Below are 26,022 nucleotides of genomic sequence, written 5' to 3'. Positions count from 1 at the left end.
TCTGAGCGCGCAGCTCCGAATGGACTCAACTTACCATCGCCCGGCGAGCGTCGTAAATCGCAAATTCGCTCACAAATGCGCACTATTCCGCAGCTTTCCCTTCGCACTTTTTGCACCGGTTCGAACTTTTCCGACTATCGGCGCAAAAAAAAGAACAGCCCGAACGCTTCGGCTGCTCTTAACGCGTATATGTCTATGGTCTGATCCCTTACTTCACTCTAAACGTCTTATGCGCGTACTTGCGAACGGCGGCGAGCGCAACCGCATAATAAACGATCACAATCGCTATGGGTGTCAGACTGTCGAGAAAGCCTGTACTCCGACCCCATGGGTCAGAGTTGCTTCAAGCTTGCGGATTGATAAATTGCATCGCCTGCAGCATCCGCTTCAACTGGACGGCTCCTTGCGCGCGGGACGCATATTCCCGGGGGCCGAACTTCGTTTCGGTCAATCCGCGGATGATGGAGGCTCCAATCAGCCGACCGACCGCATCGTCCGCCCATGGCGCGATGTCCGCTTAGAGCACGCCGTGCGATCTGGTCTGCATGAACAGAACTTGTCTCCTCCCCAACTACGGATTTATAATTTATTAAACACCTTGTGGATTATTATGATGCGGGGCAAGCAGGGCTTCAATGTGCAAAAAAGGCAAATGTGTCGGTTAACGAACACATCTGATCAAGGTGTCTGGACAAATTTTCGGAAAAATCGGGGGGATTCGGATGATCGGGAATACGGCCGATCTGCGGGTGGTCCGCAGCAAACAGGCGATTCGGGATGCGCTGGTGGAATTGATCGAAGAGAAGGGGTTCGAAGCGGTTACAGTCAAAGACATTACGACGCGGGCCAGAATCAACCGGGGCACGTTCTACGCCCATTATCAGGACAAATTCGACCTGATGGCCAAGTGCGAAGAAGAGATCATGGTCGGGATGTCCAACATTGCGAAGAAGATTTTTCCATCGTTGAAAGCGGAACTGCAGCAGTCACCGTCCCGATTGGCGATCTATCCGTTCGTTGCAGCTCTCTTCGCGTTCATGAACGAGCACAGCCGATTCATGAACGCGGCGTTGGGACCAAAGGGAGATATGTCCTTTCAGATCAAGATCAAAGCGTTCATGCAAGAGACGATGCTGGGGAAAAGCACGGACGTGCTGATCAATGAAGAAGAATGCCTCGTTCCGGCAAAGTATTTTGCTACGTACGTGGGATCGGCGCACATCGGCGTGATTCAACAATGGCTGGAGAGCGGCAGGCAAGAGTCGCCCGAGGAAATGGCGCGAACCCTCACCACCATTCTGGTGCAAGGTCCGTTGTATGCGGCAGGATTGAAGAAGCTGCCCGAGTCCTGAACGCCCGGGATGACAAGCTGCCCGCACTGCGAAACGAAGCCGCAGCGTTCGCATACGGCTTGGCTCAAGGGCGTCATTGACGCGTGGAGCAAGGCGTACTCCTGCGGTGAGCGAATGAACAGACGCCCTGCTCCTCGGCCGTCCGCGACGGCTCGAGCCGCCTCCGCCCTTGGCACCGTTGCGCGCCGGTCGTCTAAACGTACGAACGCCGGCGTCCACAGGGCGGGGAGACGCCGGCGCCGGTAATCCTCGCTTAACGCAGCACAAAAAGGCTGAACAAGACTCATTTCTGGTCCGCGTATCGCCACCATGCGAGCGTGACGGCTGCGCCTAGCAGCCCGACGGCAAAAGGAATCGAAAGGCTAACGGCACTCAGTTGCATGTTTTCCACTCCTGCCGCCCCGCTGAACAAGCTCGGAATCGCCCACGGAAAGTAAGCCGCGACTCCCAACGCGCCGCTGAATTGGGCGGCAATCATCGTCAGGACAACGAATCCGAGAGAGGAGAGATAACCTCGGCCCACGCTCGCGCTCCAGGCCACCGGCGCCCCCAACGAGATGACCATGCATGCCGTAGCCATATAGCGAGCGAATCCGGTCGCGACAGCTTGGCCGGTCATCCCTTCGAACCGGAACAATCCGGCGACAAGACAGGCAACCGCAAATGCGAAGACAGCCAGCAGAAAGCACCATACGGCAGCGACGAACAGCTTGGCCGATACGACTCGCGCGCGGGACATCGGCAGAGCCAGCAGATCCTTCACCGTACGATCGGAATATTCTCGGCCGAACAGCCAGCTGAAGACGAAGCCAAAACCTATTATGCCGCCGATGGAAATTAGGCTGCCGAGCACGATCAGGTACTGCTCCCATTGCGTTCCCCCATTTTCGTCGGTAGGGGTTCCGATGATCCCTGCCTGAACCAAGCCCAGCATCGTAGGCATCATCGCCGATGCCAATAGCGAGATCCAGAGGATTCGCGAACGGCGCAGCTTCAGGCCTTCCGCCCAGATTGCGGTTCTCATGACGGTTCTCCGCCTCCTTCCGTTCCGATCGTTCTCAGAAAATAAGCCTCCAGCTCTTCCTCTTCCACCTTAAGCTGAGTCGGCGGCAAGTTAGCCTGTACAAGCAGCCTTGCCACGTTATCCGGCCGAGCGATGGCGCTGTCGCTTGTCAGCCTCATCGCCCCATCGTCGCCCCTCTCCACCTGATATCCGGAGCCCGTCAGCTTGATGCGCGCCGCTTCGGTATCGCGCGCGTTCACGTGCAAGCTTTTTTGGAGATCCCGCTGCAGCTCGCCGACGTTCATCTCCTTCAATAGGCGGCCCCGATGCACAATGCCGATACGCGTGGCCAGCTTCGCCACTTCGCCGAGCAGATGGCTGGACAGGAAGATCGTGACGCCCTGCCGGGCCGCCAGCTCCCGGAGCAGCTCGCGAACCTCAACGATGCCGGCGGGGTCCAAGCCGTTGGTCGGTTCGTCCAATATCAGAAGCTCGGGCTCATGGATCAACGCTTTCGCGAGTCCCAGTCTCTGCGCGTTGCCGAGAGAGAGATTCTTGGCTTTCCGATCCCGGTAAGGCACAAGCTGCAGCTTCTCCAATATTACGTCAATGGACCGGACATTCTCGATTCTGCGCAGTCTGCGGACAAGCTCGAGATTTTCTCGCACTGTTAATTCGGGATACGAGTATGGCGTCTCCACCATATAGCCTACCTTGGCCCACACATCGGTTCGTCCGGCCGACACCTTTTTCCCCAGCAAATAAGCCGCCCCCGAGTCGGGAGCGATCATCCCGAGCAGCATGCGGATCGTCGTCGTTTTGCCCGCGCCGTTTAATCCCAGAAATCCGTAAATCTCTCCCTTGCCGACGGACAAGGAAACCTCGTCCACGGCCGGGATCGGAGCTTGCCCGAACCGCTTGGACAAGCGCTCCGTCTGAATGACGTCCTTCATTGTTCTCCCCCTCACTTAAAACTAACCAGTTATTTAGTTTTGAAAAGAAAGAAGCCGCCCTTTTTATAGGGAAGAGGGCTCCATGACGCCATGAATAACGATTTGAATCAGCTGCTCCATGATCTCCTTCTGCCTCTGCTGCGAATCCGCATTTCCAAGCAAATTGCCGAATCGGGAAAAGGATTGAAGCGTAGTCGTCGTCACGTTCATGATCAGGACGGGAACCAGAGCGGGGTCCAGATCCTTCCGGAGAATGCCGTTGCTCTTGGCGGATTGCGCCAGCTCGTGCAGATGCGTCAGATCGTCCGGACGGTACGTAATCCGGTTCCACGTCTTCCACTCCTCCGCGGCCTCCCAATAAAGAATTTTCCGATATCGGGGGTGTTCCAGAAGAAACTCGTACATGGAGCGCGTAGTCGTCTCCAGAAAACTCTTGAATTTGGCCGCGTCAGAGGCCACTCCCCCTTCGTTCATCAGCCTCGCGATGATCCGCCCGGTCACCTGGTCTCCGATCTGGTCCGCGCGCTTGACGACCTCCGTATACAGCCCCAGCTTGTCTCCGAAGTACTGATAGATCAGACTTTTGTTGTAGCCGGAAGCTTTAGCGATCGCATCGATCCGCGCCGCCGAGTAACCAAGCTCGGCGAAAATCTCCTCCGCCGCATCCAGGATGGTCTCCTTCGTACGTGCGGCGTCATAAGTTCGGGAGCGAGTTGGGGGATTTGTCGGCAAAGCTCTCCACCTCCATTTATAACTAACTGGTTAGATTATATATCGAAGAAATGCGAGAGTCAACGGGCAATGGCGTCAGAAGTTCTTAAGGTTTCGGGGGTGGGGATTCCATAGATTTGCAAATAGAATAAAAAAGACACGGTAGATGCTTTAATTTGTATAGTTATCCGAAGACTGGATCTTGTTATAATCGCCTGGAGAAAGGAGGGAAGATCGTTTCAGCCGTTAATGAAAGCGCTTAACCCACGAGGACAAATTGAATGGGAGAGGATTGAGGTTATGACCCGCATGCTGAAAAGGACGATTTCGATCTTGCTCGCGGCGGCTTTGCTTATTCCGTTAAGCTGGCCTGCCCCGGAAGCCGCGGCTTCGGAAATTTCAACCGTGTACCACGAAACCTTTGCGACCGGACAGGGCCCTGCCGTGCAATCGGGCGGCGCCAGCCTGACGCCGGCGACCGGCAAGGTATTCGACGGCAATGCCGACGGCGCGGCTCTCTACGTCAGCAATAGAACGAACAACTGGGACGCAGCGGATTTCAGATTCGGCGACATCGGACTGGAAAACGGGAAGACGTACACGGTCACCGTCAGAGGGTACGTAGATGCCGACGTCGTCGTTCCGAGCGGCGCGCAGGCCTTCCTGCAAACCGTGGACAGCTACGACTGGTTGGCCGGCGCGAACTTCGCGCCCGGCGAAGCGTTCACCCTATCGGCGCAATTTACCGTAGATACGAGCAAGGATACGAGGCTGCGCGTGCAATCCAACGACTCCGGCCAGACGGTCCCCTTCTACATCGGAGACGTGCTGATCACCGGGGAAGCTCCCGGCGGCGAAGAGAATCCGAGACCGCCGGCACTGGATTTCGACACGATCGACTTCGAGGACTTGACCACGGGCGGCTTTGACGGCCGGTCGGGGTCCGAGGCGCTCACCGTAACCGATGAAGCCAACCATACCGAAGGCGGCTCTTACGCTTTGAAGGTGGAAGGCCGAACGTCCACTTGGCACGGACCGTCCCTGCGCGTGGAGAAATACGTGGACCAAGGCCACGAGTATAAAATATCGGCCTGGGTCAAGCTGATCTCTCCCGCGAGCTCGCAGCTCCAGTTGTCCACGCAGATCGGCAACGGCAGCGGCGCCAACTATGTCGCCCTTGCGCCGAAAACGATCGGCACGGCCGACGGTTGGGTGCTCTTCGAAGGAACGTATCGCTACAACAGCGTGGGCGACGAATTCTTAACGATCTACGTGGAGAGCTCCAACAACGCCACGGCCTCTTTCTATATCGACGATATCAGCTTCGAGAGCACGGGCTCCGGCCCGATGCCGATACAGAAAGATCTTCTTCCGATCAAAGATGCGTACGCGGATGAATTCCTGATCGGCAACGCGATCACCGCCGAGGATCTGGAAGGCGTTCGTCTCGAGCTGCTGAAGATGCATCATAACGTCGTAACGGCCGGCAACGCGATGAAGCCGGACGCGCTGCAGCCGACGAAGGGCAGCTTCTCCTTCACCGCAGCGGATGCCATGGTCGACAAAGTATTAGCGGAGGGGATGCTGATGCACGGGCACGTGCTCGTCTGGCATCAGCAATCGCCCGCTTGGATGAACACGTCGAACGGCTCCCCTCTGGGACGGGCGGAAGCGCTCGATAACTTGCGGACGCACATTCAGACGGTCTTGGAGCATTTCGGCGACAGGGTCATTTCGTGGGACGTCGTGAACGAAGCGATGAACGACAACCCGCCCAACCCGTCGAATTGGGAAGCGGCTCTTCGTCAATCCCCTTGGTACCAGTCGGTCGGACCGGACTACGTCGAGCAGGCGTTCCTCGCGGCGAGAGAAGTGCTGGACGCGCATCCGGAGTGGAATATCAAGCTTTATTACAACGACTACAACGATGACAACCAGAACAAAGCGCAGGCCATCTACCACATGGTCAAAGACATCAACGACCGCTATGCACTGGAGCATCCCGGCAAGCTTCTGATCGACGGAGTCGGCATGCAGGGGCATTATAATGTGAGCACGAACCCGGAGAACGTGAAGCTGTCTCTGGAGCGATTCATCTCCTTGGGCGTGGAGGTCAGCATCACCGAGCTGGACATCCAGGCGGGAAGCAACTTCCAACTGTCCGAGCAGTTGGCCGAAGCGCAGGGTTATTTGTACGCACAGCTGTTCCAGATTTTCAAAGCGCACGCCGACAGTATCCCGCGCGTCACCTTCTGGGGATTGGACGACGGAACGAGCTGGAGAGCGTCCTCCAACCCGCTGCCGTTCGACAAGAACCTGCAGGCCAAGCCGTCGTATTACGGCATCATCGATCCGGATACGTATATCGAGGAACATCCCCGGGAAGTGCCCGAAGCGAACCAGGGAATCGCCAAGTTCGGAACGCCCGCGATCGACGGAACGGTAGACGCGATTTGGGGCGGAGCGCCCGAAATGCCGATCAACCGCTATCAGATGGCTTGGCAAGGAGCGAACGGCAAGGCGAAAGCGCTGTGGGACGATCACTACCTGTACGTGCTCATTCAAGTCAGCGACGATCAATTGGACAAAACGAGCCCGAACGTGTGGGAGCAGGATTCCGTCGAAATTTTCATAGACGAGAACAACGCGAAGACCTCCTACTATCAGGCCGACGACGGGCAGTACAGAATCAACTTCGATAACGAGACGTCGTTCAGCCCGCCGAGCATCGCCGACGGCTTCGAATCCGCGACCCACATGGACGGAACGAACTACACGGTCGAAGCGAAAATCCCGCTCAGGTCGATTGCGCCCGCGAACGGAACGAGAATCGGCTTCGACGCGCAGATCAACGACGGCAAGAACGGAGCCCGCCAGAGCGCCGCCGCATGGAACGATGCGTCCGGCAACGGATATATCGACACCTCCGTCTTCGGCGTGCTGACCCTCGAAGGCAGGGACACGGTTCCGCCGACGGCAACGGTTAGCTACAGCCATGAAGGACCGACGAACGAAGACGTCATCGCGACGATCACGGCGAGCGAGCCGATCACGATCACGAACAACGGCGGCTCCGCGAGCTATACGTTCACGGAGAACGGAAGCTTCACCTTCGAGTTCGTCGACGCGGCCGGCAACGCCGGCACGGCGACGGCAGCCGTCGCGAACATCGACAAGAAGGCGCCCGTACTGAAGCTATTTGCGAATAAAACGGTACTTTCACCGCCGAATCACAAGCTGGTTCCAATCCGCCTGACCTGGAACGCGACCGACGACGCATCCGGTATCGCTTCCGTCAAGCTCGTCTCCGTTACGAGCAACGAACCGGACAACGGACTCGGAGACGGGGATACCCCGAACGATATTCAGGGCGCCGATATCGGAACGGCCGACGAGGAAATCCTGCTTCGCGCGGAGCGTTCCGGCAGAGGCAACGGAAGAATCTATACGATCGTCTACGAAGCGGCGGATCTCGCCGGCAACACCGCGACGGCGACGATTACGGTTAAAGTGCCGCATAACGGCAAGGGCTAATACGGCAGCGAATTGCGACCAACAAGCCTCGAATCGGCCTGCGGATGCAGGCTGAATTCGAGGCTTGTTGGGTCACACGTACTATTCCGGTGGTTTATGCACTTCTCTTGAGGCGATTCTTATGCCTACACTCCCCGCTCCGCTATTTTTTCGTGCTATTCCTGCACCCTTAGAGAAACCGCGACCTTAAATAAATCGCCGTCGACTTCAATCGTAAGCTTGCCTTCATGAAGATCCACAATCGATTTCGCAATGGCCAGCCCCAGGCCGGAGCCTTCCGTATGACGGGAAGAATCGCCACGTTTGAACCTTTCAAACAGCTCATCTCTATTTTCGCTAATTTCATATTTGGATACATTCTTAAACGAGATCGTCACCTGGTCGCCCGACGTTTGGATCGTAATATAGACGCGCGAGTTTTCCAGCGAATATTTCAGGACGTTCCCGATTAAATTATCGAAAACGCGAAACAGCTTTTGCCCATCAACAAAGGCGTATACCGGCACGTCCATGTTGGGCAACCGGAATTGAAGACTGGAAACGTTGATCATGTTATCGTATTCTGCAAGCGTCTGTTGCAGCAGCTGGACGAGATCGACTTTTTCCTTATTCAATTCAACATTGCCGCTCGCCATTTTCGAAACCTCGAACAAATCGTCGATCAGAACCTTTAACCGCTGCGACTTTTGATCGATAATTTCAACATAGGCCATCCTGTTCTCGTTCGAGACTTCTTCCTTCTTCAGCAGCTCGGTATATGTAATGATGGAGGTCAGCGGCGTTCGAAGGTCATGGCTTACATTGGTGATCAGCTCGGTTTTGAGACGTTCGCTCTTGGCTTGCTCGTTCTGCAGCGTGGTTACTCCTTGCTTTAATACGTTAATATTTCCGGCAAGCGTGGCCAGCACGGACTTTCCCGACACCCCCAGATCTGGGCCTAACTTTCCGACAGCCAGCTCATTCGTCTGTAACACGATACGATTAAAGTACCCGATTTTCTTAATCAAGGCCATCAAGAGAGGGAAACCTATGGCTGCAAGCAATACCAGGTAGACAACAATAAAAACGGGATCCACGAGCATCATTAATGCCGCTAGACCTAAACCAAATACGATCGTTAATACGATAAACAACTGCACTCCGGTGCTCGTTTTGAGAAAAGCGTCCTTCAAACTGCTCTTACCCTGAATGACTTGCGCCTTAACACTCTGCCACGCCCTATTTATCAGTCCGCTTCGCCATTCTTCTTTTACATAAGACCCGTCCTGTAATCGTGCCGCAATCAGCCTTCCCTGGACAAGCGTAACCGCTAATCCGATCGATGCCATAGCCATATCGATTAATATACTCCAGCCGGAAGCGAAGGGATTATTAAACACATACAAGAATTGATCTTTGATGGAAAACAGGAAATAAAGAGTGGCCCAGCCTGTCAGGAGGATCAATACGGCCCGCACGTCGATTGGAAGCTTATTGTAATAGGGCGCCCTTCTTTCGACGGCTGCAGGCATAACCCTTACCTTCTTCATGACGAAGAGACATAGAATAAGAGAAACGATACTGGCTAAGGTATAGGCCCCTAACAGGATTTGTTCTTGTTTGTATTTATTGTACTTGATCCCTATGGCGCTGGACGAAGGCAAGGCCTTGGGTACCGCAATCTCTCCCTTGAACGGAAGGAGTGAATTAACTCGTTGATTGTATTGGCGAAGCCAGTAATAAGAATCCGAGTCTTCTGTAGGGATCGAGTAGCTGGAGATGTATCTCATGTGATGGGAGTTCATCTTGTTTGTTATGGATTCGTCATCGGCAAGATTGATATTCGTATAGACCCTATCGGACATACTGCTTGTAAAATAATACTGGAGTTGTCCCTTGTAACTTAAGAAATCCAACTCATATTGTTCTCTTCTCTGGTAATACTCTTCCAACCTCTTTTCCTTATCCATCATAACCTTTGCTCTAGCGTAATCGTCGCTTTTGAAAATTTGAGTGATCTCCTCGATCTTCTTATCCCTTTCCGCAAGGTAGATCTCCGCTGCGTCTTGATTATTCGCTAATTCGGCTTCGTTAATTAGAAATTCATACTCCTCTTTAAGGTAGGTCATTTGATTCGTTAGATTTCCAAACCCATTCCGATACTCCTGGATCTCCTCTTGAGATACCGTTAGGGATTGTTTCGCTTTCTCTATTGGAATATGGTTTAGCTCAAACAAGTTTAGATACTGAGCAAATAGGTCGAGCTCGTTGCGAAATTGCGGCGCGTGAAAATAATCGCGATGAACGTAACTGGAGCCATAAGCGGATACGATTAATAGCCCGCTCAGGCCGAAAGTGAACAGAAACGCCCATACGCCAAAGCCCAATCTACTTTTCCATTTTGTAACCAATTCCCCACACCACCTTTAAGTACGTTGGATTTTTCGGATCGATCTCGATTTTCTCGCGAATATTTCTAATGTGGACAGCTACCGTATTTTCCGCGTTAAAGCCTGGCTCCTTCCATACCCATTCGTAGATTTCACTGATCGAGAACACTCGGCCGGCGTTCGTCATCAGGAATTCAACGATTTTATATTCAATAGGCGTAAGCTTCACCGGTTCGCCATGAACGGTGACTTCTTTGGCCGATTTGTCTAAGGTAAGGCCCTTAAGATCAATCACTTTCTTAATGCCTTCGTAGGAGCCCAGTGTCACATACCTTCTCAGCTGGGATTTCACGCGGGCGACGAGCTCCATCGGATTAAACGGTTTGGTCACGTAGTCGTCCGCGCCGACGTGGAGACCCAATATTTTGTCGCTATCCTCGCTTTTCGCGCTCAGCATCAGGATCGGAATATTTTTCTTCTCGCGAATTTTGGACGTAGCGGCAATTCCGTCGAGACGGGGCATCATCACATCCATAATAACGAGATGAATGGGATGCTCGTTAATGAGCTCCAGCGCTTCCACCCCATCCTTCGCTTTCAATACCGTAACGCCTTCATTTTTCAAATATATCTCGATGGCGTCCCGTATTTCCTTATCATCATCCACAACGAGCACGAAGAAATTATCCATCTTTCACTCCACTTTTCCTAAGTCGTCTTTCCATATCTTAATAGTAAGCGGAAAATATGAACATCCGTTTAGGAGAATTATGAAGAAGTTCTTAAGGTTTCTGGGGGGCGTGGAGCATGCTTGTGCGCTTTGGCGCCTCTTCCTATCGCATGCAAAAAAAACACCGGCCTCGAAGGACTGGCGTTTTGTAATGTATGTTAGGAATCATTCGTGACCTTTATTTTAGTAACTTTTTGATTTGCTTCTGAACCTTCTCCGCGACGGGTAACAAGACGTTACCTTCTGAGGTGGTTACCGTTACCACTCTTAACTCCGGGTTATATGCCGCTACTTTCTTTACATTCACAATCGTTCCTCGATCCAACTGTAGAAAGCCCTTGTTTTGCAAAAAGGCTGCCCAATCCTTCGCTGCCGTTAAGGCTCTGTATATGCCGTTATCCGTGTAGAAATGTAGCCCCTCGTGGCCGTTCATCTGCAGATACACCATGTCCTGAATATCTATCAAACAAATGTCTCCGTTCGAATCCACCAGTGATAGCATCATGATTCCCCCTGTAACAATGAATAAAGCGTTAGCCCGCGGAAAAGATGGTAATATCACACGTCTACGGTCTCTTTCTCATTTATTTTACTCACAAAACAATAACTCGATGTTGGGGCAAAGGATTCGAACGGAAAGAAAGAAGCTTTCTTTGACTCAAGAGCAGCTTGCCGAGAGGATAGGAGTCTCCGATGCCTATATTGGCCAAATCGAAAGAGGGGAGCGCTCCCCTACTCTGGAAACTCTCGTTAAAATAGCTAGTCGTTTGGGCGTTACGATTGATTATCTCTTACATGACTCCCTCGTACCGGGCGACGATAACGTTATCGATCAGATTAGGCAATTGTTTATAAACCGCTCGACCAAAGAGAAACAGATGGAATTAGATGTGATAAAGGTGATGTTTGGACATTTGGAGAACAATACGGGGAAAAAATAGCCTCTCCAACATAAAAACTCTGACCACACCAAGGTCAGAGTTTTATGATCTTATTCTATGCTCTTCGCTTCTTCCCCGGACTCCATTTCCCCCATCTTCTAAGCTTGTCCTCCAGAAGTGCTCCGTGCCAGTAGTCGACTCGGTACTGATCGGCTTCTTTCCTTGCATCTGCAGTTAAATCCGAAGCCGTTACAAGCATCGACAGCATGCAGTCGTGGTTTCTTTTGGCCGTATTTAACTCGCGAATAACGCTAGGGCCCACATTGTTTCGATCCGAATAACATTTCGCCTGCACAGCCGTTTTCTCGCCTCTTCGGTCAATAATGACCAGATCAACTCCCCCATCCTTCCCACCGACGCCGACTTCATGTACGACATACCCATTATCGCGAAAGTATAAAGCAAGAAGACGCTCGAAATCCGCCCAGCCCAATTGATTTAACGGAAGCGAGAGAATGACTTCATCCGGGCGACAGACATTGGACTTTCTCTGGTTTGAGGCCCCGTTTCTATTGGATGTCGAAACGCTTCTCTTAGCTGTAGGCTTACGTTTTCTTTTTCTCTGCTTTTTCGCTGGTTGCAGCAGTCCTGATATGACAACTAGTACGATTATGCTGATTAAGAACCATTTAAAGGCGGGCGGCATAATTTCCACTGACTCAAACTGGAGAGCTTCAAGCCTCATTTAGCAGTACCTTCCTTTTTAGAGCCTGTATTCAGACTAGTCATCCAACAGGCAACGGATTTATTTTTCTCTTTTCTAAATCCTCTTTCAGTTTGTTGATCATCCCAATAACTTTTTCTCCACGATATACCAATGAAGTTTCATAACGGCACCAGCGGCTATTCGGCTGTCTTACAGCGGAAAGCCAATTAAACGATCCTTCGACGAGAACGGATGAATCCACCCACAAGGCTTTACTATGTACCTTCTTAGTCAGAAACAGTTCAATGCCCGGTTTATTCAGGATCTCCTTAGCTTTTAAATAGTTAACCTTCAGCTTGTTATGAAAGTAATTCAATGCCTCATCCGTATAAATATGAATCCTAACCCCTCGCTGAATGGCCTCATCGAATAAGACTTCCAAATCGTCCGCTTTGATGGCCGCTGAGGATAAGAAAGGCGATATAATGTGGATTTCCTGATTGGCAGCTCGAATACAATCCCTTAACATGCTGCGATGATGCTCTAGCTCGTGCAGATGCTCAATTGGCGAACCGTACTTGGTCTTATAATAATCTCCTAGGTCGATATTTGTAATTTCATTATCAGCTGATTGAAATAAGTACTTTGCTAATATGCTCGAAGGAGCAGATGTCCCGGGCACGAAAGTGCCCATATCACCGAATACCATGAAGCTGTCTCTTGCCCTAGAGACGGCAACATTCAGCATCGAAACCCCCTGATCATAGAAGTATGTCCCCGAGAAACTAATGTCATATACGGGAGAAAAGATAACAATAGGCCGCTCATCCCCTTGCAAAGTGTGAACAGTCCCAGCCTTCACGCTTCCCATACCAGCCCTTTTTAATTTCTTACGCAACTTTTCTTTCTGAGAGGTAAAGGGAGTCACAATCGCGATGATATCCTCTATACAGGTCAGTCCTTCTTTTCGGTAATAATCCAGAATTTTCTCTCTATTCCGGTCGATCCAACTTACAATGATCTCTGCTTCGAGCTCATTTTCCAGACTGCCTCCCCGCTTTTCTGCACTGCCTGGTATATGCGCATAACCCATATGAGGAAGAAAATACTCCTTGATGGATTGCCTCTTGGGCAGAAGTTTCCCATGATAAGCAAGTTCGTTACAGTACTCGATAATCTCAGGAACGCATCTTCTATGCTCGGTCAGCCAAAGCCCCCCGTCTGCCCCGATCTCTGTGAATTTCGACGTCTTTTTGGCCACTTTCATTACGGATCCGTCGGCTGCCATCGCACCATAAAGCCCCATCTTTTCGTATTCGTTACTGGTCTCGGCTATACCGAAGCTTTGGCAGTTCCCGATGTCGATAGTGTGGGGGATCTTCCATACAGGAGGAATTTGAAGGGTATCCCCTACAATCACCGCCTTTTGAGCCAATGCGAAAGAGGCTCCCGCTACTTCAGGAACGACCTGGCCGGCCTCATCTATAATTAAGAGGTCTATATAATTGTACAGCGGGATTGTTTTACCCAAATAAGCACTAAAAAAGCTGGGCATCATGTAAAGCGTTGATACAAAACAAGGAGTTAATTTCGCTAGTCTCCTCCACAGAAGTTCTACGCCTTGTTTTCCGTTATTGCGTTTATATTTGGGATCCGCAAGCATGGATTCGGTTTCTAAAATCCATCTACCTTCCCAATAATGGACCGCCAGTTTAAAGGCTTCATAGCGAATAGTGCGATCCAAAGCATCGAGGTAACTTTCGCCCTCTTGCATAGGAAGATCAGCAAGACATTCTTCCCACTCTTCCCGCGCCTCCTCTAAAGCTTCAAACTCTTGTCGAACCTCTGCACTTCGAATTTCCCAAGATCTCAATTCCGTTCTAGCCAACTCGTTCTGAGCTTCAAGCCACTGGGATACTTCCTCTTCGTTTATAAACTTAGGTATGTCATTCTTGAAACAAAAGCTTTGACATCGAAGCTCCTTACGTCTCAATGCGACTTGCTTGAGAACAGGCAAACGAATAAGAAGTGGGATCCACCACTCTTCATCCAACTGGTATTGATTCCACTTATGACGAAGTGCCTGAACGACTGCACCTTTCTCCACCGCGCGTTGCTTCATTTCCTCAAGATTCTCAATCTCTACCTCCACACCTCTAGGAAATTTCTTAAGGAGATTCGTATAGAGCTCTTTATAGAATAATCCCGTGTAAACGATATACTTTAACTCTTCTACTTTGTTAATCAATTTATCATGCAGCAGCTCTACAGCCTTCTTTACATCGGAGATTTCATAACCTGCAAATTTGGAACAATACTCTAGATATTCAAGGGAACAACGCTCGATATAGTCGAATGTTTCCATTTTATCGAAATAACCGCTTCCCCCCGCGCTCCCTTTATTTACGGTTAACCAATTAGTTGCAGCCTCCTCGCTTTTACCTGGTGACTTCAAGTATGCTCCGTAGCTATGAACGTCTCGTATCCATCTACCAGCAAGGGGATGACCTTCCGTTTCGTTAATCTTGCCAAAACTCTCGATCACATTCGTAACGGCATTATTATTAGTCGAGGAGACAACGATAATAGGCGGCTCAGCATCTTGTATAGCATGCTCAATGACGGCGGTTGCGACTATGCTCTGCAGCAATGTCGTTTTTCCCGTCCCAGGAGGTCCATTGATAGCCAGTATGTCCCCCGAATTTAACAAAGTTGTATGATGCATCGCAATTCTTTGAGACTGCGATAAGCTGAACTGATTCCCCATCTGCCCAAGGTGTTGGGCCGCAAGAGACTCGCTTTCCTCATCCGTTAACGCTCGCTCCGAATGTGTGTTTATAAACTCCGAAAACGAATTTAAAAGCTTGAGATCCTTACGTTCATCCCTCTCTATATTATCGTAAAGGTCTTGGATTGATTTCGAAGCCCCCTTAACCAAATCGTTAGAGAACACATAACACTCCTCTGATTTCTCGTATTGCTGATGGGTGAACTCTTCCACAGACAACCCCGTTACGATGCTGAACATTTCCCAAGCAAAAGCAATATACTCATCCCAACGTTCTATTCTGGTTGAACGACTTGATAAGAAGCGATCCACTTCACCAATGTGTCCAATAGGATCAATTTCAGTCTCGCACGGCTCTAGATACTCCCTGCATATCCATGGTAAGTATCGAGGATGTGGCCTTAGAATTCCTTCCTTAGACAAGTGTGCGGGTATCCACAAAGGAGCCATCGCTTCTGATAATTGACCCGTGACTGAACTTCCATGTTCTTTTCTGACATACAAAACCATAGGGCAAAGCAATACATCATAGATCGGCTTCTTCACCGGGACTTTGGCAATTAGGTTATTTGCCGTATCGATCGGAATTATTCCTTGGATAATTTGTTCTTGCTGAATCAGTAAACCGCCGGGCTTTCTCTTGTCTATATCAGGATTTATCCGGTCCGCATCCGCTAAGGAATTTCTCCAATATTTTAGAAAATTCAACCCCTACGTCCTCCCAGAATTTCACTGTAATGAATAGTTCAATTCGACGTAAAGTTACAAAAACCTCTAAAATTGTTTGATTTGGGTATAGATTTGAGATCCCCGTCGCCAGATCGTCTTATGCAAAAAAATCCTGACCGCATGGGGTCAGGATTCTTCTAACCATTCAATAAAAGGAACATCCGCCGGAGCCCATTCGAACTTCGCCAGTTCCCCTTTCTCCACCCAACGGCACTCCTCGTGATCGACCAGCCGAATGTCGCCTCGGACGTATCTCGCCTTGTAGGCGATCAATCGAATCTGCACCGTACCGTAATCGTGCTCATTCACCCCGAATCGCTCGTACGGCTCGATCACGATGTTCATCTCTTCCTTCAGTTCCCGGATCAAGCAAGCCTCCGGCGACTCGCCGGGCTCCAATTTGCCCCCCGGGAACTCCCATAATCCAGCCTGAGATTTCCCTTGCCTTCGCTTAGCGATCAGAAGCTTCCCTTGCTCGTTCTCAATAATAGCCGCGGCTACCTCAATCATGTTGTTCACCCTCTAGGATTAGCCCATTTAATCGATTCGCTTGGTCCAAATGATAGTCGTTCCAAGTGAGCTTAACTTTCCCCCGGCGACGCTTTTCTCTCCATTCGCGCAGTTCCTCTTCCGAATACAACCGAAGCTCGGCGATCTCCTCTGCCCGATTAAAGATGTACTCCGAAGTGAGCAGAACCTTCTGAATCCCGTGCCCGCCAGGTAGGATCGGCTTGCTTCTATGCGCCCACTCTTCCACGTCAAACCTTACGTACAGCTCGGTCGTCGCTTTTCTCCGGGATGGAATTTCTTTGATCTGCTCCCGAGGGAGGACGCTCCACGCTTTAATCCGACCGTATAGGAATACGCCCGCATTCTGCCGTCCAAATTTATCGATGGATTGGTATATCGCGACGGTCTCCAGCTTCGCCAAATCCCCATGATTGGCAAAACGGCTTAGAGGGACGTGATAGAATCGGTGCTCCTGCAGCTCTCTTAATTGATCCTTATGACTAAGCGGACCGACGAGTACCGTCTTCCCGGCTAACTGTTCGGCGTAATAATCCTTCGTTCCGCTGGGTTGCGTGGCGCGCTCGAACGCCTTTTCCGGGCTATCTAGGATCAGTTCATCCAGGAATCGTTCGACGAGCGAAGTCGCGCTGGGCAAGAACGGGAGCGCACCAACGTTCACAAGCTCGATACTACGGTAAAAAGGATGCTCCCGATACTCTTCCTCGTTCGGATACGGAAAAAGGACGTAAGCCCCGAACATCGTGCGTTCGAATTGCCGACGATCACCGTTCGATTCATACACAATGGCGTCCCTGTAGCGGTGCATCGTATTGATGTCCTCTTCTTGAGGACCCGGGGTCTTATAGTCTCTCTTATAAGATGTGCCCTCGTACGCCGGATTAATTCTGTACTTGGCGTCGAATACGTACTTATACTCCATGGCAGAATCCTGTTTCTTGAGCGTGAGGATGTTGTCCGGCCTTTGCGACACCGTCTGGCTCCGATCTCCCGTTGGCAAGGCGTTATAGTACAGGGTAAACACTTCGCCATTGCGCGGATTCCGATAAACCATTCGTGCGCTCTGCGTCCGATCCAACGTTACGAAGAGTCCGCCCCGGTTTAGCTTAATCGCGTTCTGCTTCACCAGCTCATATTTCCGGCTTAGCAAATCGTGAATTTTCAGGAAACACCAATATTCGTATAGCTGGGCCAGATCTTTCATCGATAACCGGAACAGATCGTTTTGAATGGAGAGTCCCTTCATCAACATCAGATAACCCCGGTACACCTCGCGATAGCCGGGAGCCATCTGCAGCACCAACGATATCGTGAGCTGGCTAATCTCACCTACCCGAAGAAAATCAAACTTCAACAGGCGTTGCAATTCCGACTGCATCCGGTTGAGCTTGCCCTGTAAAATAGGATCGTTCGAGCGTCCCTTCTTGTGAGTCAGTTGCTTGATGCTTTTCAAGCGTTGTTGAATCCGAAGAAGCACCCACCGGACGAACCGATTCTCGGGCGTATCATAGTCCACATGACGTTTGGTCTCCAGAACGTGGGTCGGCACATAATTCTTATCGCGTATTCGAAAAAGCCCCTGCCCTTCGACCGCCGCAAGCAAGTGCGGATGTTTCGATAGAAATCCAATGTTGGCGTGTCCCGCTTTCTTCACCCGCGCCGAATCGACTACTCGGTTTTCTACGCGAAGCCGGTGATGCGGGGCATGTTGTATCCATTCCACTTGGCGAACGAGTTGTTGGAACATCGACTGAAGAATCACGAAAAATTCGGTCAAGCTCTGATTGGTGGTCTCTTTTAACCCCATCAGGTTGTACGTCTTACGCAAGAAATCGAAGGATAAGTTGTAGATCTGCTCGTTCACATCGCGGAGGATGGCTTCGTAATCCTTTTTGTAGTCGATTTTCGAAGGGAAGATCTCCAATTGCAGGCGGAAAACGGGCTCCCCGTGCAACCGAAGCTCCAATTCGGTATACCCGACTTCGTTCTTAAAGTTCAGAACTCCCGACAATAGCCGCTTACCCTTGGGCAGTACGGATTCGCGTAACGAAACATTATCATGGTAAAAGGTTAACGGGATATCCGGTTCCAACTCGACGACCAACTCGTAGTCTTGCGTTTCGTAGAAGAGCGGCGGACTCGTCTCCCCCTGTTCCCATTCGACCAACCGTTCCGCTTCGGACGAGTACCTTGCCACTGAGCGAATTTCCAACTCCGAATTCATCGATTGCGGCAGCATTCTTGCTTCTACCCATTCGGTCTCTTGTCGATGTAGCTGCAACGTCTCGACTGTCGGATGGAACGGTTTCCCTTGCAAATAGAGATGAAACCAGTTCGTCTCGATACTAAGCAATTCGACCGTTCGATTAGGAGAGCCAGTAGGAGGTAAAGCCATCCTCGTCCAACCTCCGTAGCATGAAGACGATTTTGTTCGCGCTTTGCGGGTATTTGGCGGACTCGACCGTCTTGGCCAAGTTGCTCCACAGCTCGGAAGCATCGTCCTCGAGCTCGCCTTTATTGAGCTTCTTGCTAAGCGCGATCTCGAGCAGCTGCAGAAGAACGCGCTTCACCGATCGGTTGCTTCCCTGGATACGCGGCAAAATTTTCTGCAGCAGCTGATAGTCGAGCGCTTCATCGTTCGTTAATAGTCCGGCCTGTTCGTTGTAGAGCAGGTAGAAGCAATTAGCATCCCGGATACGGAACCCGACATGGGAATGGATCTGCTCGAGAATATCGTTGATTCGGACCAGTTCGCTGGTCACTTTTTCGATTAATGGAATATTCGAGCCCTGATACGCATCGACCAGTTGCAAATAATCCGCGCGCAAGAACGCATTCGGTGCCGGTAACGTAGGAACAGAATTCGCGCTTGGCGATGGATACACGTCCAATTTGATTTCGTTAAATTCGATCGTGTTCGCCCGGTCGAGCACCTTTTTGCTGAAGGGATGAGTCGTTTCGTCCATGTTGACGGTACCGATCAGGTACACGTTGTCCGGAATGTGAAGTCGGCCGTATTTGAACCGGTCCTCCTCGTTCACGAGAGCGGATGGGCGTATGAGCGGATCGGTGACGATGCGGTCCTCTTGCCGTTTCTGCGTCTCCAGGATGCTCAACATATCGCTGAAATAATGCTCGACCCGAGCCAAGTTCATCTCGTCCAAGCAGATAAAATACGGCTTGTCCCGATTGGCCGGATCGGATGCTTCTACCAGCACGTCCGTAAGGGGACCCGGGCGAAAACGATCGCTGAGGTCTTTGTAACCGATCAGATCTGACGGGTCGCTCCAGTCGGGCCTTACCGGGATTAAGATGTACTGTCCGTTCTCGCTAGTTGCTCCGATCGCCTCGGCGAAGAGCTGAACGAGCTTGGTTTTCCCGGTGCCCGATACGCCCGCCAAGATGACGAAGGGCTTTGTTTTCAAGGAGAGGTAGAAGTTCTCGATCAGCTGATCGGGAAACGAGAAGCCTCTTTGGCGGATGTAGGCTTTCACGGCGTCTAGTCTTTCACTTACGCTTAAGTTAGGCATGGGCGGTTGTGTGGTAGGCACGCTGGATTGCTCCTGACCGTCATTGGATTGAAGAACCAAATGGACATATTGCTTGTAGTTGTCGACCAAGTTCTCCAGATCCGCAGAGAGTTGCTCCTCCGTCGGCAGATCGTCCCGGTCGTACTTGTAGTAGGCGACTGTGGATACTTGGTAGTCGAAGCCCAGTCCGTCGGATGTGAGATTTATTTCTTCGTCCTTTTGGAGACCCTCCAGCGGAATCATCGCTCGAATCTCTTGAACTTTATTACGCAAGTATTTGTGCGCTTCGGCTTTACCTTTTTTGTTTGGCTCTGTGACTCCTTGCATAAGCGTGAGGTATACCGAATTCATATCCTCGGAAAATAGATAAACGATATATTCCCCTTGTTGCGTAGTTTCCGTAATTCTACGATCCATAATTGCGATCCACGGAATCCTTGCCCAGGTCCCCATGCCGACGGAAGCCTGAACCTTTAAGTTAGAGTCACCTTTAATAAATGAATACTCCCGTATGCCTGTGGGGATCTGATGACGTACGTATTGGCCAAGCGAGTTATTTTTTAGCGGTTCCCGTTTCGCCGCCGTGTACTTAGTGAGCACGTTCAAGAGTGCGTCTCTTATCGTGAAGTCCGAGGAATGACGTTGTTGGTGATACTGAGCCAATTCATGTGTGGCATGATCGTACAATTCGATGAACACTTCCTGATTCCATGTGTTATACAGGCGTTCCTTAAACCCAATGCTCTGTTCTTGCGGATTTACATCGAGGATGCTATTCAGCGCCGAGATGGGCGAGTAAATAATCTGGGTGATGTGTGTCATCGTGACGTCAGCCCAACGAGGACTGTTGTTAATAGGCGAATCTACAGGTTCCCCAAGTCTTTCCCGTTCTTGCAAGAACGCCAAAAAGCGCGCCCTCACATTCTCTAGTGAGACTTCGCGCTGATTCGTTTGGCTCATTTCTTGCAATAGAGCGATGATGAGCACCATCTTGTACGACTTCTGCTTATGAGTGAAAATACCGGCTAACTCGGCGGGCAAACTCATGAAGAAACCACCTTGATTGGAGGATGTAGGATTAGACAATATACCTACAAGTTCGACAAGGTGGTTTGGGGTTCCTGCATGTTGTTAATTCTAACTTAATCAGATGCTGTGATCTTGTTCATGATGCCACTCTCCTGCAGACTAACAAAATGATCCCCCGCCCCTAGAATCAAATGATCCAGTAATTTAATCCCAATTATTTCTCCCGCCTTCATGAGCCGGTTCGTTATTTTCACATCTTCGAGACTTGGTGCCGGATCCCCGCTCGGATGCCAATGTGCACAAATAATTGAAGCGGCATTCGCCAGTAGGGCCGTCTTGAACACTTCTCTTGGATGGATAAGTATGCTGTCTAGCGTTCCTACGGCCACAGTCTGCAGAGCGGTGGGTCTATGTTTAGTATCGAGACATAGCACCACTAAATGCTCCCGATCCATCTCTTCCATCGCCCATTGGCGGAACACCAGGTGAGCTTCTTCCGGAGAATCCACTTTGGGTTGGGTAAAGAACCCGCCTTCTCGGATCAATTTCAAGCGGACAAATTCCACGTATTGCTGATGACTGTCCCTCATCCTGACCCCCTGTATCAATTACATTGTTTCACAGACTATAGTCTTCATATTAACACATCGGCCGTTTGTAGACTATAGTCCGTAGACTATTTGTCGAGGAGGTGGGAATAATAGGCCTCAAGGAGTGAATCCCTTGAGTATAGAGATGATTTTCGGCCAACAACTGCGAAAAATTCGCGAAGAACGCAAGCTTAGTCAAGAAGAGCTGGCGTTTCGTGCAAAGTTAGATCGAACCTATATCAGCTTACTTGAACGCGGAAAGCGAAGGCCGACTTTAAATACGATTTTTGCACTGGCCGCTCAGCTAAATATTAAACCGTCAGAGATAGTGCAGTTGGTAGAAGGTGAAGTGCACAATAGCATTCATGAATCCTAACGCTACCCATTTCCTATATTTAGAATTGGCGCAACTGGAAATATATTGTTAACTATTGTCACACGCTACTTAAAAATATCCTAAGGCTAGTTCTTTTGTTATATACTACATTCAAAAGCTTTCTGAAAAACTACCTTCCACAATTCTGGTATATCGTCCTTAGTACTCCATTTACTCGTTTCAAGATGTGTTTTATATGGTTTATCACTAGTAGGCGCAGGATATCCCAAACATTCTTCCAGACACTCCTCTAACACAGATACAAGGTTCGTATCTCCAACTGCATTTGAAATAGGGACATTAAACTTTTCTGCTCCCGCTTTCCCTTGATCTCGGTCATGAATAACGTATAAAGGAATGCTGAGCTTCTTTAAATATTTTACCAAAGGTATGATTGCAGCCTTTCCCCTTGCTTTTATTACTTGTGATTTTGATAATATATCTTTTCTCGTCGAAGATCCAATAACCTCAATGTATTTTTGATAGCTATAACCTCTGAGTCTCCTTCTACGATCACGCACTTATCGGAAAAGAAAACTCTCGATAATTCATCATCAAAAGTCTTCACCATTTTCAATAATTCCTTTTCTTCATCTTCTAATTCTTTGATTGCTTCATTTAGCCCATTATGAGCACGTTCCAACAAAAATAAAGCACGGGCTCCGAAAAGAAGCTCATGCTTTATTTTTTGTTTATCCGATCTTTACTTTAATTGGGTTATCTACTTCTGGGATGATCATACTGTCCGAATAAATCATAATCTCTGAGCCAGCGTACCTATTTGCGGCACTATAATTAAGAGAGTATGTAATATGTCTCATTTCTTCGTACATTACCCGAATAGGCTCTATATTGTCATAGGTAATTAACCAATGTTCATTGCGATTTTGAATCATCAAATTAGCCAATGCTTCATGATCTTCATGAACAAAATGATTCTGATATAAACCCTGGCCTTTTTTATAATACGGTGGGTCTAAATAAACAAGTGTTCTATCAGGTAAATTCGGAACTACTTCCTGAATCAATCTTGATGCATCATAATTATATAGTGCGATTCTATCCCTATATCTTGAAATTTTTTGGATTCTGCTTATTAGTTCCTTTTTATTATATCTCGCGTCTATTTTCCATTCGCCTTGTTGTTCAAGGCCGCCAATAATACCGCCGTTTATTATGCCTGATCTATTTGTTCGATTTAAAAAGAAGGTTGAAAAACCCAACTCAAGTAAACTGGCATTTCCGTTTTCTTGAACCAGTTTTTGATTCTGCCATTCAACAACGGTAACATTCGTTTCTTCGATTAATTCACAAAGTTCCTGTGTATGGTTTAGAACTGAATACCAAAAAGCATGTATCGAACTATTCAAATCATTTATAACTATCCTGGACATATATTCATTAAAAAGAAGCGAGAGGGCTACTCCCGCACCTCCCGCAAATGGCTCCACATATACCCCATCTAATAAATCATTCTCATGAACCAACAACTTAATATAATTTGCTAACGCGCTTTTCCCTCCTGGGTACCTTAATGGCGATGTATATGTCATATAAAAACTCCTAATTTGCTAATATTGTCTTGATGAACAATGCTATGTTATCCCACGTCGTCTTAATTTCTGATTCACTCGGATGCACCAATCTGCTATGCACATATGCATTCAAGTTCTCCGTTGAACTTACACTTTTCGAGGATAACACATATCTCGCGCCTTGTAACTCTTTCCTAGTCAAGACACTGCTCTTTTCCAAGTAATCAATAACTCCAGACAATTTTTGATTGAGAGATTTTGAAGCATCAACACCACTAATCGGGTTAATTGATAAGTAATAATCAATACTTAATTCAATGAACACCCTCAACATTACCGATGCTGAATTTGTAAATTTCTCGACTTCAAGTTGCTTCAATTCCCTATAGATGTTGTTTACTCTATCGTCCTTAGGTCTAACAACAAATTCAGTGGGGATAAGATTTTTACGTTTTTTTGAAACCGGCCGACTAACAATTCTTTTTGGTTTTAAAGGTGGCTTCTCTTTATCTTTACCTTTATCGGTATCTCCAACATCACTAACCTTTGCCCTTTCCCCATCCTCCACGACATCTTGAGGAATTTCATTATCCTCAAAAGTATCTAAATACTTTAAACGATCCTTCTTATAGTAGATATCGTTAACAATAATTTTCTTAGAGGATAGATCATTTATTATTTTTGTTAGTCCTTTAGCCACTTCTTGCTCTGGCTTTTCTAGTGACATTTCATTGTTCTTAACCTTTATACCCAAAAAACTTCTTACATCCGGGTCGCTAATCAAACGTTCAAGATTTGTAACCCCAATTATTTGGGCATTCTCTTTTGTTTCCTTTTCGAAATGCTCACTCTGTTCGACCAACTCCAACGTTTGCAAGATAGCTGACTTGCTCCCGCCAGTATTGGCCTTAAATCTTTCCTGTTGTTCTGTATCCCACCTTACAGTACCAACTCCGTCCATTTCGCCGGTATGTTTAATTTCGATCCAATGATCTGCCTCTTCGTATGTGTTATAAACAACACATAAAAGCTCCTCAAATTGCGACAAATCGTTGTTAACATGAAGTTCACGAAACTTATTCTGCAAGCTTCTAAACTCTTGCGGGATTAAATCAGGTTGAAACAAGAGCTTCAACGTTGTTATTCTTCTGTTTCCTTCATGTACTACAAATAGACTTTCATCGTCGGTATAAGGACTAACTACCGTTAGGTCAGAAGGATTCAAGCCATTTTCCAATATATCAATTGCTAAATTGTACAGTTTATTTGCTGACTTACTATTTTGGTCTCTGACCATTACTTGGATAGCTTCAATTTGTGATCCAACGGGATCAAATCTATAGTTTTCTGTGTTTACAAGTAGGTTGGTTAGTTTAATTCTCTTATACTCAAAGTTAGTCAATCATATCAACCCCAAATGTCAATGTGTAATAGTACCCAATTCGACATTTAGTGGCAGAATCCTCTATTTCCATCAATAATTTCTGTTCTTGTAATAAAGTCTATTGTTGCACCATGACTAATGAAAATGGAATAACAAGTTCAACCTTTTCCTTTACCATCACTTGTGATAAGGTTCAGCGTATCACTCTAAATGTGAAAAGAAGGGAGTCTGCTGGATTGCAGGCTCCCCCCCTTATTATGTAGCAACAGTTCAAGATAATACCCTTTCGTACCCCTAATAGCTCATACAATTGTTTTCTCGGAACGGCACATGGTCCCGGCGATCTCCTTAATGGGCATTCCCATGATGCGCAGCCGTACCGTCTGCAATCGCTCATACATCCGGCGATCCTTCGTCGATCTCAGTCGTTCTTCCACTTCAGTCAGGGCGTCTTTGTTCTCCATTCCGTCCACCGCCTTATCACGGTTCTTACGATATCAGTTCGACGATTATGGGGAAATTCCTTTCTGAATTTGGAAATTCAAAGATTCATTTTATATAGCTCGGCCTCAATCATCTCTTTGATCGTTTCGGCAAAGAGGTTTTTCAGTGCATTTTGTGCGTCTTGAGCGGTAACGGCTTATTCTCTTTGATGAAACGCCCTGAGTTGTTCTTTCGACCATACCCATGTGTGCTCCCAACCTTTCTGTTACTTTCATTTTAGTAGGTTTGAGAGTTTACACAATCTATTTTACAAACTCGGCGACGACAAAACCAGGCTTCCTCTACGATCATGCGTGGAAGAGAGGGCCTGGTTTATTATTTCTCCTTTTGCGCCTTAATATCCGCTAGCATTTCTATATAAAGAACGGAATGCTTGCGAAGTTGAATCAAATACGCCTTTATTACTCTTTTATCAGTTAACCGAGATAGGCGATCGCCTTGTTTTTGTATTTGCAAGAGTATCTGAATCGTTTTATGTAATTTAAGATATGCCAAGTCTTGCAAGCTTTTACGAGACTCCGCGACAAAATCTGTGTACAAAGTATCGAAAAGCAAATTGAGCCCTTCAATAACATCTTTTCTTCCTTCTGTTATCGCAACTGCAATTCCTTCAACTGCTTCAGGATTATCGGGGATGGTTTCGTTTATTTTTTTGACATAGGGTCAGTAGCGTTGCATTAAATCTCACATCGAAATGTGTCGGGTATTACCCGTCTAAATTGTGCTAAATATGTAAAATATAAGTCGTGCACAATAGAAAAAATCTCCTAAAATTAGAGGTACAGGTAGT

Annotated in this window: 23 protein-coding genes and 1 pseudogene; 5 read left to right on the top strand and 19 right to left on the bottom strand. The window is 48.5% G+C overall.

Annotation, left to right across the window (positions count from 1 at the left end):
* Window positions 1-204: hypothetical protein (locus tag ACESLK_RS27410; protein WP_373232990.1), on the top strand; the 204-nt coding region annotated here is incomplete at its 5' end.
* A 139-nt stretch (window positions 205-343) separates the two neighbouring features.
* Here ACESLK_RS27410 and ACESLK_RS27405 read toward each other — a convergent pair.
* Window positions 344-511, bottom strand: coding sequence for an S-layer homology domain-containing protein (locus ACESLK_RS27405; RefSeq protein WP_373232994.1), 168 nt, complete (start codon window positions 509-511; stop codon window positions 344-346).
* 211 nt (window positions 512-722) lie between these two features.
* On the opposite strand from ACESLK_RS27405, the gene ACESLK_RS27400 reads away from it, so the two are divergent.
* Window positions 723-1,352: a TetR/AcrR family transcriptional regulator gene (locus tag ACESLK_RS27400; protein ID WP_373232993.1), complete on the top strand. Its 630-nt coding sequence runs from the start codon at window positions 723-725 to the stop codon at window positions 1,350-1,352.
* 283 nt (window positions 1,353-1,635) lie between these two features.
* Here ACESLK_RS27400 and ACESLK_RS27395 read toward each other — a convergent pair whose 3' ends face one another.
* From ACESLK_RS27395 to ACESLK_RS27385, 3 genes are all read right to left on the bottom strand, one after another.
* Window positions 1,636-2,376 (bottom strand): ABC transporter permease, encoded by a 741-nt coding sequence (locus ACESLK_RS27395; protein ID WP_373232989.1) that lies wholly within the window; start codon window positions 2,374-2,376, stop codon window positions 1,636-1,638.
* On the bottom strand, window positions 2,373-3,308 hold the full coding sequence (locus ACESLK_RS27390; protein WP_373232988.1) for an ABC transporter ATP-binding protein: 936 nt from the start codon (window positions 3,306-3,308) through the stop codon (window positions 2,373-2,375). Before ACESLK_RS27390 ends, ACESLK_RS27395 begins: the two co-directional genes overlap by 4 nt.
* 63 nt (window positions 3,309-3,371) lie before the next feature.
* The gene (locus ACESLK_RS27385) at window positions 3,372-4,040 is read right to left on the bottom strand and encodes a TetR/AcrR family transcriptional regulator (RefSeq protein WP_373232987.1); all 669 of its coding nucleotides are present in this window, start codon (window positions 4,038-4,040) and stop codon (window positions 3,372-3,374) included.
* A gap of 279 nt (window positions 4,041-4,319) precedes the next feature.
* On the opposite strand from ACESLK_RS27385, the gene ACESLK_RS27380 reads away from it, so the two are divergent.
* The gene (locus ACESLK_RS27380; protein WP_373232986.1) at window positions 4,320-7,553 is read left to right on the top strand and encodes an endo-1,4-beta-xylanase; all 3,234 of its coding nucleotides are present in this window, start codon (window positions 4,320-4,322) and stop codon (window positions 7,551-7,553) included.
* 155 nt (window positions 7,554-7,708) lie between these two features.
* Here the strand turns inward: ACESLK_RS27380 and ACESLK_RS27375 are convergent, their stop codons facing one another.
* The 3 genes from ACESLK_RS27375 to ACESLK_RS27365 all read right to left on the bottom strand — a co-directional run bounded on the left by ACESLK_RS27375 (window position 7,709) and on the right by ACESLK_RS27365 (window position 11,157).
* A complete protein-coding gene (locus ACESLK_RS27375; RefSeq protein ID WP_373232985.1) occupies window positions 7,709-9,943 on the bottom strand; it encodes a sensor histidine kinase in 2,235 nt (744 codons plus the stop codon).
* Window positions 9,921-10,613, bottom strand: coding sequence for a response regulator transcription factor (locus ACESLK_RS27370; RefSeq protein ID WP_373232984.1), 693 nt, complete (start codon window positions 10,611-10,613; stop codon window positions 9,921-9,923). The genes ACESLK_RS27375 and ACESLK_RS27370 overlap by 23 nt, the downstream gene beginning before the upstream one ends.
* Before the next feature lie 217 nt (window positions 10,614-10,830).
* Window positions 10,831-11,157: a LytTR family DNA-binding domain-containing protein gene (locus ACESLK_RS27365; protein ID WP_373232983.1), complete on the bottom strand. Its 327-nt coding sequence runs from the start codon at window positions 11,155-11,157 to the stop codon at window positions 10,831-10,833.
* 106 nt (window positions 11,158-11,263) lie between these two features.
* On the opposite strand from ACESLK_RS27365, the gene ACESLK_RS27360 reads away from it, so the two are divergent.
* Window positions 11,264-11,593 (top strand): helix-turn-helix domain-containing protein, encoded by a 330-nt coding sequence (locus ACESLK_RS27360; protein ID WP_373232982.1) that lies wholly within the window; start codon window positions 11,264-11,266, stop codon window positions 11,591-11,593.
* Window positions 11,594-11,648: 55 nt separating this feature from the next.
* Here the strand turns inward: ACESLK_RS27360 and ACESLK_RS27355 are convergent, their stop codons facing one another.
* The 6 genes from ACESLK_RS27355 to radC form a co-directional block, all read right to left on the bottom strand.
* Window positions 11,649-12,278: a restriction endonuclease gene (locus ACESLK_RS27355; RefSeq protein WP_373232981.1), complete on the bottom strand. Its 630-nt coding sequence runs from the start codon at window positions 12,276-12,278 to the stop codon at window positions 11,649-11,651.
* A 40-nt stretch (window positions 12,279-12,318) separates the two neighbouring features.
* Complete coding sequence (locus ACESLK_RS27350; protein WP_373232980.1) at window positions 12,319-15,735, bottom strand: AAA domain-containing protein; 3,417 nt, start codon at window positions 15,733-15,735, stop codon at window positions 12,319-12,321.
* 147 nt (window positions 15,736-15,882) lie between these two features.
* A complete protein-coding gene (mutT, locus tag ACESLK_RS27345) occupies window positions 15,883-16,266 on the bottom strand; it encodes an 8-oxo-dGTP diphosphatase MutT (RefSeq protein WP_373232979.1) in 384 nt (127 codons plus the stop codon).
* Window positions 16,259-18,679: a DUF2357 domain-containing protein gene (locus ACESLK_RS27340; RefSeq protein WP_373232978.1), complete on the bottom strand. Its 2,421-nt coding sequence runs from the start codon at window positions 18,677-18,679 to the stop codon at window positions 16,259-16,261. The genes mutT and ACESLK_RS27340 overlap by 8 nt, the downstream gene beginning before the upstream one ends.
* Window positions 18,651-20,861 carry an MrcB family domain-containing protein gene (locus ACESLK_RS27335; RefSeq protein ID WP_373232977.1) on the bottom strand — a complete coding sequence of 737 codons (2,211 nt, stop codon included), beginning with the start codon at window positions 20,859-20,861 and terminating at the stop codon, window positions 18,651-18,653. Before ACESLK_RS27335 ends, ACESLK_RS27340 begins: the two co-directional genes overlap by 29 nt.
* A gap of 95 nt (window positions 20,862-20,956) precedes the next feature.
* A complete protein-coding gene (gene radC / locus ACESLK_RS27330) occupies window positions 20,957-21,433 on the bottom strand; it encodes a RadC family protein (RefSeq protein WP_373232976.1) in 477 nt (158 codons plus the stop codon).
* Between the two features lie 133 nt (window positions 21,434-21,566).
* Between radC and ACESLK_RS27325 the strand changes: the two genes are divergently transcribed.
* Entirely contained in the window at window positions 21,567-21,809 is a 243-nt protein-coding gene (locus tag ACESLK_RS27325) for a helix-turn-helix domain-containing protein (protein WP_373232975.1), read from the top strand.
* 98 nt (window positions 21,810-21,907) lie between these two features.
* On the opposite strand, the gene ACESLK_RS27320 is transcribed toward ACESLK_RS27325, so the two are convergent.
* The 6 genes and pseudogenes from ACESLK_RS27320 to ACESLK_RS30120 form a co-directional block, all read right to left on the bottom strand.
* On the bottom strand, window positions 21,908-22,228 hold the full coding sequence (locus tag ACESLK_RS27320) for a hypothetical protein (RefSeq protein ID WP_373232992.1): 321 nt from the start codon (window positions 22,226-22,228) through the stop codon (window positions 21,908-21,910).
* Complete coding sequence (locus ACESLK_RS27315; protein ID WP_373232991.1) at window positions 22,228-22,380, bottom strand: TOPRIM nucleotidyl transferase/hydrolase domain-containing protein; 153 nt, start codon at window positions 22,378-22,380, stop codon at window positions 22,228-22,230. Before ACESLK_RS27315 ends, ACESLK_RS27320 begins: the two co-directional genes overlap by 1 nt.
* A 121-nt stretch (window positions 22,381-22,501) precedes the next feature.
* Window positions 22,502-23,362 carry a DNA adenine methylase gene (locus tag ACESLK_RS27310; protein WP_373232974.1) on the bottom strand — a complete coding sequence of 287 codons (861 nt, stop codon included), beginning with the start codon at window positions 23,360-23,362 and terminating at the stop codon, window positions 22,502-22,504.
* Window positions 23,363-23,372: 10 nt separating this feature from the next.
* Complete coding sequence (locus ACESLK_RS27305; protein WP_373232973.1) at window positions 23,373-24,746, bottom strand: hypothetical protein; 1,374 nt, start codon at window positions 24,744-24,746, stop codon at window positions 23,373-23,375.
* Window positions 24,747-25,030: 284 nt separating this feature from the next.
* The gene (locus ACESLK_RS27300; protein ID WP_373232972.1) at window positions 25,031-25,192 is read right to left on the bottom strand and encodes a hypothetical protein; all 162 of its coding nucleotides are present in this window, start codon (window positions 25,190-25,192) and stop codon (window positions 25,031-25,033) included.
* Between the two features lie 95 nt (window positions 25,193-25,287).
* Window positions 25,288-25,413 (bottom strand): annotated as a pseudogene (locus tag ACESLK_RS30120) (IS256 family transposase); the annotation flags it as partial.
* Window positions 25,414-26,022 lie beyond the last annotated feature (609 nt).

It is taken from the genome of Cohnella sp. (genome assembly GCF_041640265.1).
GTDB lineage: Bacteria > Bacillota > Bacilli > Paenibacillales > Paenibacillaceae > Cohnella.
The sequence above is the reverse complement of the archived record's forward strand: the minus strand, read 5'-3'. Positions and strand labels throughout refer to the sequence as shown.

What these genes read in the sequence shown, in the direction of transcription:
- ACESLK_RS27400 (WP_373232993.1), top strand. Translation starts at nt 723, where the DNA reads ATGATCGGGAATACGGCCGATCTGCGGGTGGTCCGCAGCAAACAGGCG.
- ACESLK_RS27395 (WP_373232989.1), bottom strand. Translation starts at nt 2,376, where the DNA reads ATGAGAACCGCAATCTGGGCGGAAGGCCTGAAGCTGCGCCGTTCGCGA.
- ACESLK_RS27390 (WP_373232988.1), bottom strand. Translation starts at nt 3,308, where the DNA reads ATGAAGGACGTCATTCAGACGGAGCGCTTGTCCAAGCGGTTCGGGCAA.
- ACESLK_RS27380 (WP_373232986.1), top strand. Translation starts at nt 4,320, where the DNA reads ATGACCCGCATGCTGAAAAGGACGATTTCGATCTTGCTCGCGGCGGCT.
- ACESLK_RS27370 (WP_373232984.1), bottom strand. Translation starts at nt 10,613, where the DNA reads ATGGATAATTTCTTCGTGCTCGTTGTGGATGATGATAAGGAAATACGG.
- ACESLK_RS27365 (WP_373232983.1), bottom strand. Translation starts at nt 11,157, where the DNA reads ATGATGCTATCACTGGTGGATTCGAACGGAGACATTTGTTTGATAGAT.
- ACESLK_RS27360 (WP_373232982.1), top strand. Translation starts at nt 11,264, where the DNA reads ATGTTGGGGCAAAGGATTCGAACGGAAAGAAAGAAGCTTTCTTTGACT.
- ACESLK_RS27355 (WP_373232981.1), bottom strand. Translation starts at nt 12,278, where the DNA reads ATGAGGCTTGAAGCTCTCCAGTTTGAGTCAGTGGAAATTATGCCGCCC.
- mutT (WP_373232979.1), bottom strand. Translation starts at nt 16,266, where the DNA reads ATGATTGAGGTAGCCGCGGCTATTATTGAGAACGAGCAAGGGAAGCTT.
- ACESLK_RS27340 (WP_373232978.1), bottom strand. Translation starts at nt 18,679, where the DNA reads ATGGCTTTACCTCCTACTGGCTCTCCTAATCGAACGGTCGAATTGCTT.
- ACESLK_RS27335 (WP_373232977.1), bottom strand. Translation starts at nt 20,861, where the DNA reads ATGAGTTTGCCCGCCGAGTTAGCCGGTATTTTCACTCATAAGCAGAAG.
- radC (WP_373232976.1), bottom strand. Translation starts at nt 21,433, where the DNA reads ATGAGGGACAGTCATCAGCAATACGTGGAATTTGTCCGCTTGAAATTG.
- ACESLK_RS27315 (WP_373232991.1), bottom strand. Translation starts at nt 22,380, where the DNA reads ATGGTGAAGACTTTTGATGATGAATTATCGAGAGTTTTCTTTTCCGAT.
- ACESLK_RS27310 (WP_373232974.1), bottom strand. Translation starts at nt 23,362, where the DNA reads ATGACATATACATCGCCATTAAGGTACCCAGGAGGGAAAAGCGCGTTA.
- ACESLK_RS27300 (WP_373232972.1), bottom strand. Translation starts at nt 25,192, where the DNA reads ATGGAGAACAAAGACGCCCTGACTGAAGTGGAAGAACGACTGAGATCG.